Source organism: Rhodovulum sp. FJ3 (genome assembly GCF_032918305.1).
GTDB lineage: Bacteria > Pseudomonadota > Alphaproteobacteria > Rhodobacterales > Rhodobacteraceae > SAT37.
On the sequence record NZ_JAWJUU010000003.1, the window covers coordinates 469,607 to 484,040 of the forward strand.

General features: G+C 61.3%; 9 protein-coding genes. 6 read left to right on the plus strand and 3 right to left on the minus strand.

All coding sequences use genetic code 11. The annotated features are described in order from the left end of the window. Window positions 1-55 precede the first annotated feature (55 nt). A complete protein-coding gene (gene katG / locus R1W00_RS11365) occupies window positions 56-2,233 on the plus strand; it encodes a catalase/peroxidase HPI (RefSeq protein ID WP_317262850.1) in 2,178 nt (725 codons plus the stop codon). Between the two features lies 1 nt (window position 2,234). On the opposite strand, the gene R1W00_RS11370 is transcribed toward katG, so the two are convergent. After that, complete coding sequence (locus tag R1W00_RS11370) at window positions 2,235-2,624, minus strand: helix-turn-helix domain-containing protein (protein ID WP_317262851.1); 390 nt, start codon at window positions 2,622-2,624, stop codon at window positions 2,235-2,237. A gap of 87 nt (window positions 2,625-2,711) precedes the next feature. Here R1W00_RS11370 and R1W00_RS11375 point away from each other — a divergent pair, with 87 nt between their 5' ends. Next, a complete protein-coding gene (locus tag R1W00_RS11375) occupies window positions 2,712-3,416 on the plus strand; it encodes an MBL fold metallo-hydrolase (RefSeq protein ID WP_317262852.1) in 705 nt (234 codons plus the stop codon). 196 nt (window positions 3,417-3,612) lie between these two features. Then, window positions 3,613-6,402 (plus strand): bifunctional aconitate hydratase 2/2-methylisocitrate dehydratase, encoded by a 2,790-nt coding sequence (locus R1W00_RS11380; RefSeq protein ID WP_317262853.1) that lies wholly within the window; start codon window positions 3,613-3,615, stop codon window positions 6,400-6,402. A gap of 56 nt (window positions 6,403-6,458) precedes the next feature. On the opposite strand, the gene R1W00_RS11385 is transcribed toward R1W00_RS11380, so the two are convergent. Continuing rightward, complete coding sequence (locus tag R1W00_RS11385; RefSeq protein WP_317262929.1) at window positions 6,459-8,183, minus strand: MFS transporter; 1,725 nt, start codon at window positions 8,181-8,183, stop codon at window positions 6,459-6,461. Between the two features lie 208 nt (window positions 8,184-8,391). On the opposite strand from R1W00_RS11385, the gene R1W00_RS11390 reads away from it, so the two are divergent. Both R1W00_RS11390 and R1W00_RS11395 read left to right on the plus strand, forming a co-directional pair. Beyond that, on the plus strand, window positions 8,392-10,506 hold the full coding sequence (locus R1W00_RS11390; protein ID WP_317262854.1) for an acetate--CoA ligase family protein: 2,115 nt from the start codon (window positions 8,392-8,394) through the stop codon (window positions 10,504-10,506). Window positions 10,507-10,662: 156 nt separating this feature from the next. Next, window positions 10,663-11,715 carry an AbrB family transcriptional regulator gene (locus tag R1W00_RS11395; protein ID WP_317262855.1) on the plus strand — a complete coding sequence of 351 codons (1,053 nt, stop codon included), beginning with the start codon at window positions 10,663-10,665 and terminating at the stop codon, window positions 11,713-11,715. Here R1W00_RS11395 and R1W00_RS11400 read toward each other — a convergent pair. After that, window positions 11,712-13,004: an NAD(P)-dependent oxidoreductase gene (locus R1W00_RS11400; protein ID WP_317262856.1), complete on the minus strand. Its 1,293-nt coding sequence runs from the start codon at window positions 13,002-13,004 to the stop codon at window positions 11,712-11,714. The two genes, R1W00_RS11395 and R1W00_RS11400, sit on opposite strands and share 4 nt — an antisense overlap. 265 nt (window positions 13,005-13,269) lie before the next feature. Between R1W00_RS11400 and R1W00_RS11405 the strand changes: the two genes are divergently transcribed. After that, on the plus strand, window positions 13,270-14,403 hold the full coding sequence (locus tag R1W00_RS11405) for a C4-dicarboxylate TRAP transporter substrate-binding protein (RefSeq protein ID WP_317262857.1): 1,134 nt from the start codon (window positions 13,270-13,272) through the stop codon (window positions 14,401-14,403). Window positions 14,404-14,434: the final 31 nt, after the last annotated feature.

The following is a 14,434-nucleotide window of genomic DNA, read 5'->3' on the forward strand; positions in this document are numbered from 1 at the left end:
GAGTGATTCTAGATTTAACGTCAGGCCCGACCTGACCACACCAAGGGAGAGAGCCATGGACGGCAATACTTCGGAACCGACTGGCGGCTGCCCCGTCATGCACGGCGGCAACACGGGTCACGGCAACAGCGTCACCAAATGGTGGCCGAAATCGCTGAACCTCGACATTTTGCACCAACACGGCGCGCGCACCAATCCGATGGATCCCGATTACAACCACCGCGAGGCGGTCAAAGGGTTGGATTTCGAGGCGGTCAAAGAAGACGTCAAGGCCCTGATGACCGACAGTCAGGACTGGTGGCCTGCGGATTGGGGGCACTATGGCGGTCTGATGATCCGTCTGGCGTGGCACTCGGCAGGGTCCTACCGTCTGGCCGATGGGCGCGGTGGTGGCGGCGGCGGCAATATCCGCTTTGCGCCCCTGAACTCGTGGCCCGACAACGCCAGCCTTGATAAGGCGCGTCGCCTGCTGTGGCCGGTGAAAAAGAAATACGGCAATGCCCTATCTTGGGCCGATCTGATCATTCTGGCCGGTACAATGGCCTATGAAGATATGGGCCTGCCCGCGTTCGGGTTCGGCTTTGGCCGCGAAGATATCTGGGGGCCGGAAACGGACGTCAACTGGGGTGCGGAGAACGAATGGCTGGCGCCGTCGGAAAACCGCTATGGCGATCTGGACGATACCTCGACCCTGTATAACCCGCTGGCGGCGGTGCACATGGGTCTGATCTATGTGAACCCCGAGGGGGTGAACGGCAATCCCGATCCCGCCCGCACCGCGAAACACGTGCGCGAAACCTTTGCCCGTATGGCGATGAACGACGAGGAAACCGCCGCTCTGACCTGTGGTGGCCACACGGTCGGCAAGGCCCACGGTCGCGGCGCGGTCGACAGCATCGGTGCTGAGCCCGAAGGGTGCCCCGTGCACACCCAAGGCTTTGGCTGGGACAACCCCGGTCACGACGGCAAGGCGACGAACGCCTTTACCTCGGGGATTGAGGGCGCATGGACCGCGCACCCGACCCAGTGGGACATGGGCTATTTCGACTACCTATTCAACTATGACTGGGACCTTGCCAAATCGCCCGCAGGCGCATGGCAGTGGGAACCGACCAACATGCCCGAGGACAAGAAACCGGTCGACCCGACCGATCCTTCGGTGCGCCGCAACCCGATCATGACGGACGCGGACATGGCGATGAAGGTCGACCCGATCTACAACGAAATCTGCCAGAAATTCATGGCCGACCCCGAATATTTCGCCGACGCCTTTGCGCGTGCTTGGTTCAAGCTGACCCACCGCGACATGGGCCCCAAGGCGAACTATTACGGCCCGAACGTCCCTGATGAGGACCTGATCTGGCAGGACCCGATCCCCGCCGGTGCGACCGATTACGACGTCGATGCCGTCAAGGCCAAGATCGCCGACAGCGGCTTGTCCGCCGCCGAAATGATCGCAACCGCATGGGACAGCGCCCGCACCTATCGCGGCTCGGACAAACGTGGTGGCGCGAACGGTGCCCGCATCCGTCTGGCCCCGCAAAAGGACTGGGTCGGGAATGAGCCCGAGCGTCTGGCCAAGGTTCTGGGCATTCTGGAACCCATCGCCGCCGAGGCCGGTGCATCCGTCGCGGATGTGATCGTTCTGGCCGGTAACGTGGGTCTGGAACAGGCGATCAAGGCCGCCGGTCATGACGTGGCCGTGCCCTTTGCTCCTGGTCGTGGCGATGCCACCGACGAGCAGACCGACGCCGAGAGCTTTGACCCGCTGGAACCGCTGGCCTGTGGCTTCCGCAACTTCCAAAAGGAAAAATATGCGGTCGCGCCGGAGGAACTGATGCTGGACAAGGCACAGTTGCTGGGCCTGACGGCGGCCGAGATGACCATTCTGGTCGGCGGTATGCGGGTTCTGGGCACGAACTATGGCGGCACATCACATGGTGTGTTCACCGATCGTGTGGGCCAGTTGACGAACGACTTTTTCGTCAACCTGACCGACATGGACTATAGCTGGAACCCTGTGGACGGGGACCTCTATGAGATCCGTGATCGCAAAACCGGCGACACCAAATGGACCGCGACCAGCGCCGATCTGGTGTTCGGCTCGAACTCGATCCTGCGCGCCTATGCCGAGGTCTATGCCCAAGACGACAACGCCGAGAAATTCGTGCGCGATTTCGTTGCCGCATGGACCAAGGTGATGAACGCCGACCGGTTTGACCTGATCGCGTAACCTATCCCTCGTCCGGGCGGCCCTGCTGCCCGGACGGTTCTGTTTTGGTGGGGCCATATGTCAGGCCCCAGTCATAAAGCTGCGCCAGAATGACCGCCAACGCCCGCCCCTTGGGGGTCAGGGAATATCCCACACGGCGGCGCGCATCCTGTTTTTCCACCCGCGACACCAGACCCGACTGTTCAAATTCGCCCAACTGCGCCGTCAGGACCTTGCGGCTGATATCCGGCATCGCGCGGGTCAGTTCGAGGAAATGCATCTCCCCCGCCACCAGACAATGCAGGACCTTGGCCGCGTGTTTGCCGCCCAAAAGGCGCAGCGTATCGGCCACCGGACAGTCACCGGTTTCGGGGATCGCCCATGGGCGCGACGGGTCAATCGTGTCTTTCACATCGGCCTCCGGTTACCAAAAGGTGCCTAATTGCCCGCCGTGCGCGGGCCATGTCATCTGCCCCTGAACCTAAACACGGGGGCCGCGATGACCAAGATAAACATAGATACGATATCCATGCTGCCGCGCGGGATGCTGAACGCGTTTCTGGTAACGCGGGGGTCGGATGCGGTTCTGATCGACACGGGCCTGCCCGATAGCGCGCCCAAGATTTCGCGCGCCCTTGCGCGGCGGAACATGGGTTGGGCCAACCTGCGCCTGATCGTGCTGACCCATGGGCATATTGACCACGCAGGTTCGGCCAAGGCCGTGGCCGATCTGTCCGGCGCGCCGGTTTTGGCCCATGCCGAGGAGATGCCCTATCTGACCGGCACCCCGCCCCTGTTGCGGCCCAGTGGCCTGTTCGGGCGGCTCTTCAAACGGACCGGTTTGATCAACCAGCCGTTTCCACACGTCACCCCTGACATCCGGATGGACGGGGACGACATGGACCTGTCGGACTTTGGCCTGCCTGCACGCGTTCTGCACACACCCGGCCATACACCGGGGTCCATATCGGTGCTGATGAACGACGGGCGGGTGTTTGCGGGTGATCTGGCGGCGTCGGGCATTGCCCTTGGCGGGCTGATCCTGCGCAGCCGCCCGAAATCCCCCCCGTTCGAAGAGGACCGCGCCGCCGTTGCCACGTCACTGAACCGGTTGATCGGTCTTGGCGGGCGGGAATTCCTGCTGGGCCACGGCGGTCCATTGCCCGCATCCGCGATCAAAAGCCACATTGCAAATCTGACTTAATCCTCCCAAAACGCACCCAGAAATTCGCGCCCTTGGCCCCGCGGGTGGCCGAGGGCTTTTTCGTCTTGAAACACGCGGGATATTGCATCGGCAGGCCAATTGGTATACAGCCGCATACAAACGGGATGCGCACCTTGCAGAAGATTCTATTGGGTGGCATTCACACCGCATCTAACTCTAAATCGCTGGGATCGTCATGAGCTTGTACACAGACTACCTGATTGAGATTGAAAATCGTAAAGAGCAAGGGTTGCACCCCAAGCCAATTGACGATGGCGCACTGGTTGCGGAACTGATCGAACAGATCAAGGACACCGGCAACGAACACCGCGAAGCGTCGCTGAACTTTTTCATTTATAACACCCTGCCCGGCACGACCAGCGCCGCAGGCGTTAAGGCGAAGTTCCTGAAAGAGATCATTCTGGGTCAGGAAGAAGTCGCCGAAATCACCCCCGACTTTGCATACGAACTGCTGTCGCACATGAAGGGCGGCCCGTCGGTTGAGGTTCTGCTGGACCTTGCCCTTGGTGATGACGCCGCGACCGCCGCACAGGCCGCCGAGGTTCTGCAGACTCAGGTCTTCCTGTATGAGGCCGACACCGACCGTCTGGACGCTGCTTATAAGGCTGGTAATGCGGTCGCCAAAGACCTGCTGGAAAGCTACGCCAAGGCAGAATTCTTTACCAAGCTGCCCGAGATCGAAGAAGAGATCAAAGTCGTCACCTTTATCGCCGCCGAAGGTGATATCTCGACCGACCTTCTGTCGCCCGGTGCCGAGGCGCACAGCCGCGCCGACCGTGAACTGCACGGCAAGTGCATGATCACCCCCGAAGCACAGGCAGAAATCCAAGAGCTGCAAAAAGCAAACCCCGATGCCCGCGTGATGCTGATCGCGGAAAAAGGCACGATGGGTGTGGGCTCGTCCCGTATGTCGGGCGTGAACAACGTTGCTCTGTGGACCGGCAAACAGGCATCGCCCTATGTGCCCTTCGTCAACATCGCACCGGTTGTGGCGGGCACCAACGGCATCTCGCCGATCTTCCTGACCACCGTTGGCGTGACCGGCGGCATCGGCATCGACCTGAAAAACTGGGTTCGTAAGGTCGACGCAGACGGCAAAACCGTTCTGGACGAAAACGGCGACCCGGTTCTGGAGCAAGCCTATTCGGTTGAGACCGGCAAGGTTCTGACGATCAACACCAAGGACAAAAAGCTGTACGATGCGGATGGCACCGAACTGGTCGATATCGCCTCGTCGCTGACCCCGCAAAAGGTTGAGTTCATCAAGGCGGGCGGTTCTTACGCCGTGGTCTTTGGCAAAAAGCTGCAGACATTCGCGGCTGAGGCTCTGGGCCAAGAGCTCAAGTCCGCCTATGCGCCGTCCAAAGAAGTCTCGGTTGAGGGCCAAGGCCTGACCGCGGTTGAAAAGATCTTTAACCGCAACGCCCGCGGCACCACGCCGGGCAAGACCCTACACGCCGGTTCGGACGTGCGCGTCAAGGTCAACGTTGTCGGCTCGCAGGACACCACCGGTCCGATGACCGCGCAAGAGCTGGAGGCGATGGCCGCCACCGTGATCTCGCCGTCGCTGGACGCGGGGTATCAGTCGGGCTGTCACACCGCGTCGGTTTGGGACAAAAAGGCTCAGGCCAACATCCCCAAACTGATGTCCTTCATGAACAACTTTGGCCTGATCACCGCGCGTGACCCCAAAGGCGAATACCACGCCATGACCGACGTTATTCACAAGGTGCTGAACGACATCACCGTGGACGACTGGGACATCATCATCGGCGGCGACAGCCACACCCGTATGTCCAAAGGCGTCGCATTCGGTGCGGACTCGGGCACGGTTGCTCTGGCACTGGCCACGGGTGAGGCGACCATGCCGATCCCCGAGTCGGTCAAAGTGACGTTCAAAGGCAAAATGGCCGACTGGATGGACTTCCGTGACGTGGTGCACGCCACTCAGGCACAGATGCTGCAACAACACGGCGACAACGTCTTCCAAGGCCGCGTCATCGAGGTGCACATCGGCACCCTGCTGGCCGACCAGGCCTTCACCTTTACCGACTGGACGGCCGAGATGAAGGCCAAGGCGTCGATCTGTATCTCCAACGACGACACGCTGATCGGCTCGCTGGAACTGGCCAAGTCGCGCATCCAGGTGATGATCGACAAGGGCATGGATAACGAAGCCAAGACCCTGCAAGGTCTGATCGACAAAGCGGACAAGCGTATCGCCGAAATCACCTCGGGTGAAAAACCCGCGCTGACGCCGGATGACAATGCGAACTACTTTGCCGAGGTTGTCGTCGATCTGGACCAGATCATCGAGCCGATGATCGCCGACCCCGACGTCAACAACGACGATGTGTCCAAGCGCTATACCCACGACACCATCCGTCCGATTTCCTATTACGCAGCGGACAAAAAGGTCGATCTGGGCTTTGTCGGCTCGTGCATGGTGCACAAGGGCGACATCAAGATCGTGGCGCAGATGCTGAAGAACCTCGAAGCCGCCAACGGCAAGGTCGAGTTCAAGGCCCCGCTGGTTGTGGCCGCCCCGACCTACAACATCATTGATGAGCTGAAGGCCGAAGGCGACTGGGAAATCCTGCAGAAATACTCGGGCTTTGAGTTCGACGATCTGTTCCCCAAGGCACAGGCCCGTACCGAGTACGAGAACATCCTGTATCTTGAGCGTCCCGGCTGTAACCTCTGCATGGGCAACCAGGAAAAGGCCGCCAAGGGCGACACCGTTCTGGCCACCTCGACCCGCCTGTTCCAAGGCCGCGTCGTCGGCGACTTGCCCGAGAAGAAGGGTGAATCGCTGCTGGGGTCGACCCCGGTTGTCGTTCTGTCGGCGATCTTGGGCCGTACGCCCACGCTGGACGAATACAAGGTCGCCGTTGACGGCATCGACCTGACCAAATTCGCCCCGCCGATGGAAAAGAACCCGGCGACGAAATCGGCCCACTTCTAAGGTCCAAGCGATAAGACAACAAAGGCCGCGTGTTTCACGCGGCCTTTTCTTTTGGATCAGTGGTGGTGTTCGTGGGTCCGGTCGTGCGGGGTATGCGCCGTATTGCGGACCAGTTCGTAATGCACCTCGGGCAGGTTGGGGCCCTGATGCAGCTTGCGCACCGCCTCAATCACAAGGCCGCCGGCCACCGTGCGCCGTGAATGTAGGCGTTGGGCATCGGCCCATGTGGCGACCTTGAACCGTTCAAACCACAGTTCCGCATCCTGAATGTCACGCGACAGGGTCCAACGCGCCGCCCCGTCACGGATACGATTGCGCCGTTTTTCACGCATGACGGACAGGAATTCGGGAACGTCATCCTCGCGGATACGATAGGTGATCGTGGTCAGGATCGGTCCGCTTTTCATCACCATGTCGACCTTGGGCTGGGGCGGTTTCCAGTCCGATTGCGGGTCCAACCCGAACCCGTCAGGTTCCTTGATCCGCAGGAACAGACCAATGCCCGCCCCCGCAACCATCAGAGCAGCCGCCGAAAACAGGGCGGCAGGCGTGCCATATCCACCCGCGATCATCCCCCAAATCAGACTGCCCAACGCATTCCCGCCAAACACAAAGGTCTGGTAGATGCCGATGCTGCGGCTGATGACCCAGCGGGGCGAGGACACTTGGTTCGTGGAGCCGAATGTCACCTGAACAAGGATCCAGCACATACCGGTCATACAGGCGGCGATCAGCGATAGGATGATTGACGGGCTAAGCCCCAGAACAACCATCCCCACGGCATAGGTCACAAACGCCCCTGCCAGATAGCGTTCGACCGGAATGAGACGGCGCAGGGTCTGGGACAGCACCGCCGCCGCCACCGCCCCGATCCCGAACGCCCCTAGCAGAAAGCCATAAACCTGCGGTCCGCCCTGCAACACATCGCGCGCCACAAGCGGCAGCATCGCCATCACCGCAATCGCCGCGATGTTGAACACACAGGACCGCAAGATCACCGTCAACAGGGTCGGCGACAGGGCGATATAGCGCAGACCGGCCAAGATCGCGCTGCCGAACGGTTCGGGCGGCAGATCATGGGACGGCTTTGCGATTTTCCACCGGCTGGCCACGAACAGAACGCTGACGTTGCTGATCGCGGCGACAACAAAGGCCAAGAACGCCCCGACCGACGCCACCAACGCACCGCCAAGCGCGGGGCCAAGGCTGCGGGCGATATTCAGGTTACCGGTGTTGATCGCAAAGGCGGCGGGGGTCTTGTCGCGTTCAAAAAACTCGAACACCATCGACTGCCAGCCCGGATAATAGAGGGCCCGCCCCGCCCCCACGGCCAAGGTGCTCAGCAACAACAGCGACGGCGTCAGCGCCTCAAAATAGGCAGCGACGGCAACGGCCGTGAACACGATCATCAAAAATGACTGCGCCCACAGCACCATGACCTTTTGGCCGACACGATCGGACAATGTGCCCCCCGGCAAGGACAAGAGCATCACCGGCAGGGCAACCGACGCTTGGACCAATGCGACCTGCTCTGGCGTACCGCCCAGTGAAATCATCAACCAAGACGCCCCCACCAGTTGGATTTGCCAGCCGAAATTGGCGGACAATCCGGCCAGCCAATAGATCAGAAAGCCGCGGTTCTTGAGGGGATCGAACGGCGAGGTTTTGGGCGAGGAGCTTATTTTTCTTATCCTTTTCGGGTGTGACCCAAAACTAGCGCCGCCCCAATCACCCGTCGAGAGCGCGGAAACGCGGATATAGTCCAACCCTTCATACCGCATAGCCAAAGGCGATATCGCGACCGCATACAGGGCGGCTAGGATAGGAACGCACAACCGCAGTCGGGGGGACGGCGGAACCTGCACAAACGGGGGGATTTCATGGTTCTGGCACGAGAAGTGCGTTTTTGGCCGCAACGCAGCATGGCCGCTCCATTTGGGCGCGCGCGGTGCTGATCCTAGTGCCTGAAACAGACGGAAGACCGAAACTATGAACGCCCACTCCCCCGCCCCTGACGAGATTGCCGTGCCGCCGCTGGACAAGATCTTTCGCGCCAAAAGCGTGGCGATCGTCGGCGCCTCGCCCAAGCCGGGCGCGCGCAACCGGATCGTGAAAATCCTGATCAAACACGGGTTTGAGGGGCGCATCTATCCCGTCTCGCCCAGCGCGGATGAGGTTGAGGGACACAAGGCCTATAAAACCCTCGCTGATCTGCCCGAGGTGCCCGATGTTGCCCTGATCATCACGCCCGCCGCCACGGTTCCAGGTCTGATTGAGGAATGCGGCGCCAAGGGCATCACCTGCGCGATTGTCTATAGCGCAGGCTTTGAAGAGGTAGAGGGCGGGCATGAACTGGCCGCGCAACTGAAAGCGGCGGCGGATAAAAACAACGTTCACGTCCTCGGTCCCAACGGTCAGGGCGTATGGTCGGTTCAGGCAAAGACGATGCTGACCTTTGGTGCGGCGGCGTTCGGGCTGGAAAACCTGCGCCACGCCCCGATTGCCGTCGTGTCACAATCCGGCGCGCTGATGGGGGCGATTGGCGCGCATCTGCAACGCACGGGCCTTGGGTGTTCCTATATCGTATCCGTCGGGAACGAGACCTGCATGGATGCGCTGGACGCGCTCAGCTGGGTCGTGGAACAGGACGACGTGCGCGTTGTGGGTCTGTACCTAGAGGGTCTGGACAACGCCGCGCGTCTGTTGCGCATCGCGGCGCGCGCCCGTGAACGCGGCATCCAGATCGTCACACTCAAGGCCGGTCGATCCGCATTCGGCCAAGAGGCGACCGCGTCGCATACCGGCAAAATCGCCTCGCCCCACGCGATCTATACCGACGTTCTGGAACAGGCGGGCGTGATCATGGTCGACAGTCTGGGTGAGGCCATGGCGGCGGTTGAGGTTCTGTCGTTCATGCCGAACCCGCGCGTATCCGACGATCCCCTGTCCGGCATCGCCGTGATGAGTTCCTCTGGCGGGGCGGGTGCCCTGTTGGCCGACCATAGTGACGAGCGCGACCTGCCCATGTCCACCTTCAGCGACGACGCCGCCGCAAAGCTTCAGGAAATCCTGCCCGAATTCGCGCGCAAGGCAAACCCCGTCGACCTGACCGGTCAAATCCGCCAGTTCCCGAACCTGTTCCGCGACACGCTGGCCGTTCTGGGCGCCGATGCGCGGACCGAGGCCATCGTCGTGCAATTCGCGTCCAGTGGCATGAAAGACCTGATCGACAATGGCGATGCCTTCAAACAGGCCGCCCGCGACAGTGGCCTGCCCTTGATCATCACCTTTGCGATGGAAAAGGTGTCGACCGAGTTGAAGATGGAATTCATGGAGGCCGGCATCCTGATTTCCGACGATCCGTCCAACACCATGCGTGCGCTGCGCTGGCTCTATGACCGTCAGCGGTTCCAGAACATCACTGTGGCCCTGCCCGACACGTCTGCGTCGCCGCTGTCCGTGCCCCAGACATGGGGTGAGATGATGGATTATCTGGAAACGTCGGCGATCACGCCTGCCAAATGGACCCTGCTGCAACCGGGTGTGTCGGCGGTCGAGGGATGCAAGGATCTGAACTATCCGTTGGTGGTCAAGGTTCTGCCCGACGCGGCCGAACACAAGACCGAACTGGGTCTGGTCAAGCTCAAGGTCCAAACACCCGAGGACGTGGATGCCCACGCCGCCGAATTCCGCAAAATCCTGAGCAACCCCGATCTGCCGGTTCTGGTTCAGGAAATGGTCACGGACGGCGTCGAGGTCGTCCTGTCCTGTCTGGGCAACACCGATTTTGGTCCAGTCCTATCGATTGGCTCGGGTGGCGTTGCGGTGGAACTCTATCGGGACATCACCTATCTGGCCCTGCCCGTCACGCGCGAACAGGTCGAACAGGCCCTGAAACGCCTGAAACTGTGGACCCTGCTCGAAGGGTTCCGTGGCGCACCTGCGGCGGACACCGAGGCATTGATCACCGCAGCGGTCGAATTCGGCAACACCATCCTGCGCACCCCCGATCTTGCCGAGGCCGAGGTGAACCCCGTTCTGGTTCGCCCCAAGGGTCAGGGTCTGGTCGCGGTGGACTTCCTCGGGACCGCCAAAGACGCCTAATTCCCAAGCGCAAAACAGGAACACCCATAGGTCGGCGGCATATCCGCCGACCTTTTGTCGTTTCCCTGTGGCACTCGGTCGCAGACCCCGTTAGACCGGCCCCATAGACGACAAAGGCCCAGACGTGATCGACCCGCATTTCCATAACGTATTCGCATGGTTCCTGTGATGGGGAACTGGTTCGGATACGCGCTTGGGGCGGTTCTGGGGATCATCGGCGGAATTGTGATGCAAGCCATCGGCAGTCCCCTGCCCTGGTACATCGGCCCCCTGATGTTCAACGCCATACCTGCCCTTGCCGGTGTGCCGGTGCGCGGGCTGAACATGTTGCGCCCTGTGGCCCTGCCGGTGCTGGGGGTTGTTCTGGGGTCGGCATTCCTGCCGGACATCTTTGCCAACGCAGGCGCGTTTGTCTTTGCCCTGTCGTTGATCCCGGTGTTCATCGTCGCCTCGACCTCGGTCAATTACCTGTATTACCGGCGGGTGGCGCATTTGGACCCGATCACTTCCTACCTGTCCAGTGTGCCTGGCGGTCTGAACGACATGGTCCTGATGGGCGAACAGAGCGGCGGCGACTCCCGCCAGATCGCCCTGTCCCATTCGCTTCGGGTGATTGTGTCGGTGGTCGGCATCGCGGTTCTGGTGGTCCTGATTGCGGGCGATCAGACCGGTCAGGCGGGCGAACGGGGGCTGGTGGCCTTTGGCGAGGTGCCGCCGCTTGAACTGTTGATCCTGCTTGGCTGTGCCGCGTTCGGGCCGTTGGCGGGGCGCCTGTTGCGCATCCCCGCGCGGGCCATTCTGGGCGCGCTGATCCTGAGCGCGATTGCCCACCTGACCGAGGTCGTTCACACCGCGCCGCCCACCACGATTTCACGCGCGGCCCAGATGGTTCTGGGCGGGGCCGTCGGGGCAAGTTTTGCGGGCATGCACCTGCGTGTCGTCGCCCGCAGCATCATGCACGGCCTGATTGCCGCCGTTCTGGCGATCTGTGTCTCGGGCAGTATCGCGTTAATCGCCTATCTGGCGGGGGGGATGGATTTCTTTGCCTCCCTGCTCAGCTATGCGCCCGGCGGTTTGATGGAGATGAGCCTCTTGGCGCTCGCCATCAACCAAAGCGTCGCCTTTGTGACGATCGCGCATACGATGCGCTATGTCATCGTGATGTTCACCGCGATCTTCATTTTCAATCTGCTGCACAAACGCGATTAGGCCGCCCGCAGGGTCACTTCGCCAACCCGTTCGTAAAGAGTTGCCAGAAAACTGACGGACGCACCCATGCCCAACTCGCGCGCGGCGGTCTCATAAATCGCCCGCACCTCACCCAGAATCAGGGTCGTCACCCCGTGTTTGAGGTTCAGCGCCTCAAGCCCGCGCATCGCGTCAATCGCATCGCCAAGGGTCGTGGCAGACGCACGGCCCGAGGATAGCTCATCCAGAATGTTTTCGCATTCGCGGTTCCACGCCGATCCGTTGTTCAGAATGCGCCCGAAATCGGTCAGGTCCATCCCCATCTTGGCCGCGACCGACAGGATTTCATAGGCAATCGCACGGTTCGCCGCCGCCAGTGCCGTGATCGTCAGGGCGGTCACATCACTGTCCGTGACACGGTCGAACGTGTCCATGAAACGCACACCGGTTGCCTGTTCCATGAACGGCATCACGTGGTCGAGACCCGCGTGATCACCGATTATGTTTATGTTCATCTGAACGGCGGCGCGCCCCAAGGCCGACAAGGGCATCGGCACACCCGCCGCAATCCCCAGTTCCAGCGCCTGATTATTGTCCTTCAACATCAGGGTCAGAGCAAAATCCCCGACCGAACGCTCGGCGATAATCGCGGGCAGAACTGTTCGACAGGTAAAGTTGCCCGCCACACCCGCCTCTAATGCGGGGGTCAGTTCGCCCATCGGCACCCCCAACCGCACCGCCAACGCCGCCAGTTCAAGCGTCGCCACACGGAACACCATGTTCATCATGTTGTTCAGGGTTTTGACGGACTGCGCATCGCCCGCCACGCCGCTGGCGCGATAGATTTTCGACGTCATCGCACGTAGGGCGGGCATGGCGCGCGCTTGGGCCCCGTCATCGCCCGACAGCATGATCGTAATCGTGCCGCCCACCGCGCTTGGCACACCGCCCGCGACCGGAGCGTCCAACATATCAACACCTTGCGCGGCCAGACGGCGCGCCATGTCACGGGTTTCTGCGCCCACGCCACTGGTCTGATCAATCACGATCTTCCCGGGGGCCAGACCGCCCACCAGACCTCCGTCGCCAAAGATCGCGGCTTCGACATTGCTGCTTCGGGGGAGGCACAGAAAAACGATGTCACAGGCCCGCGCCATATCCGGCAGGGAGGTCGCGGGCGTCGCGCCATATTCGGCAAAGCGCGCCATGGCCGCAGGGTTCAGATCCCACACCAACAGGTCGTGATCCGCCACCAACCAACGCGCCAGCGCGCCCCCCATAGCCCCAAGGCCGACATAACCGATTTTCATAACGTTTCCTCGTCTCTCACCCTGCCCTGATTGTGGTGCGTCATGCAACGACACTGGGCGTTTTCAAGACAGTCTTCGCAATCGACATGCCAATGGTGGAATGGCGCCATTTTGGCATGGCAAGTGCGTATCCACCGCCCTAGACAGAGGGTGTGCCGGCGCAACGAACACTGGCATGGGCCCCTCTGTGACGGAGGAGACGCGGGTAACCGCAAACAACGGGACACTTCACCCTGTTCCGTGCCCATCAGGAGAGGAAATACGAATGAAACATGTCAAACGCGCCCTGCTGTGTGGTGGTATCGCTCTGGCCGTTGCCAGCACCGCCTCGGCTGAAACCTACCGGTTCTCAAGCTGGAACGCCCCGACCGAGCCGACGACCCAAGCCAACGACCAGTTCATCAAAGACCTTGAGGCCGCCACGAATGGCGACATCACGTTCCAGCATTTCACCGGCGGCGCGATCATGCCGCCGAAATCCCACCTCCAAGGCATCGGTGATGGCGTCGCACAAATCGGCCAGACGACCGTGGGCTATACCCCGTCGGACCTGCCGATCAACGCCTCGATCGCCGGCTTTGGCTTTATCGAACCCGACCCCATCGCGATTGGCGCGGCCTATGCCGACTGGATCATGCACGACCCCGCCGCTCAGGCCGAATGGCACGGCCACAACGTGATCCCGATGGCGGGTTTCTCGACCCCCGAATACTCGCTGATGTGCAACACCGCCGAACCCGTGACCGAGCTTGAGCACATGAAAGGCCTCAAGGTCCGTGCCTATGGCCTGATCGGCGCATTGGTGACCGATCTGGGCGGTGTGCCTGTCGGCATGCCCGCCTCCGAGGCCTATCAGGCGCTGCAAACCGGCGCACTGGACTGCGCCTCGCTCAGCGCGAACTGGCTGCGCGACGGCAACCTCCAAGAGGTGTCGAACTCGACCACGCTGACGCGCTGGACGCCTGCGTTCAACTCGCCCCAGATGACCATCAACAAAGACTGGTGGATGGGCCTCACGGACGAACAGCGCGGGATCATCTTTGAACTGGCCGCCCGCACACAGGCCCGCGCGCACATCATGTACGCGGAATCGGCAAGCAGCGCCCTCGCCAACGCCCTCGAGACCGGTCAAACGGTTGAGGTCGAACCGGCAGATAGCCTGCAGAACGCCGTTCAGGCATGGATCGATAACGGTGTGGGCGACATGACCGGCATCGCGCGCGACACCTACAAGATCGAAAACCCACAGGCGGTGTTTGACTCCTTTGAACCCTATGTCACCAAATGGGGTGCCTTGGTTGATGGTCTAAACGACCGCAACGACGAAGAAGAGCTGACCAAGCTGCTGATGGACAACATGTTCAACGATCTGGAACCGTCCTCCTACGGCATGAACTAAGCGCCGCGCGGGGCACTGGCCCCGCGCCACC

What these genes read in the sequence shown, in the direction of transcription:
- R1W00_RS11400 (WP_317262856.1), bottom strand. Translation starts at nt 13,004, where the DNA reads ATGAAAATCGGTTATGTCGGCCTTGGGGCTATGGGGGGCGCGCTGGCG.
- katG (WP_317262850.1), top strand. Translation starts at nt 56, where the DNA reads ATGGACGGCAATACTTCGGAACCGACTGGCGGCTGCCCCGTCATGCAC.
- R1W00_RS11375 (WP_317262852.1), top strand. Translation starts at nt 2,712, where the DNA reads ATGACCAAGATAAACATAGATACGATATCCATGCTGCCGCGCGGGATG.
- R1W00_RS11405 (WP_317262857.1), top strand. Translation starts at nt 13,270, where the DNA reads ATGAAACATGTCAAACGCGCCCTGCTGTGTGGTGGTATCGCTCTGGCC.
- R1W00_RS11395 (WP_317262855.1), top strand. Translation starts at nt 10,663, where the DNA reads ATGGTTCCTGTGATGGGGAACTGGTTCGGATACGCGCTTGGGGCGGTT.
- R1W00_RS11390 (WP_317262854.1), top strand. Translation starts at nt 8,392, where the DNA reads ATGAACGCCCACTCCCCCGCCCCTGACGAGATTGCCGTGCCGCCGCTG.
- R1W00_RS11385 (WP_317262929.1), bottom strand. Translation starts at nt 8,183, where the DNA reads ATGCGGTATGAAGGGTTGGACTATATCCGCGTTTCCGCGCTCTCGACG.
- R1W00_RS11380 (WP_317262853.1), top strand. Translation starts at nt 3,613, where the DNA reads ATGAGCTTGTACACAGACTACCTGATTGAGATTGAAAATCGTAAAGAG.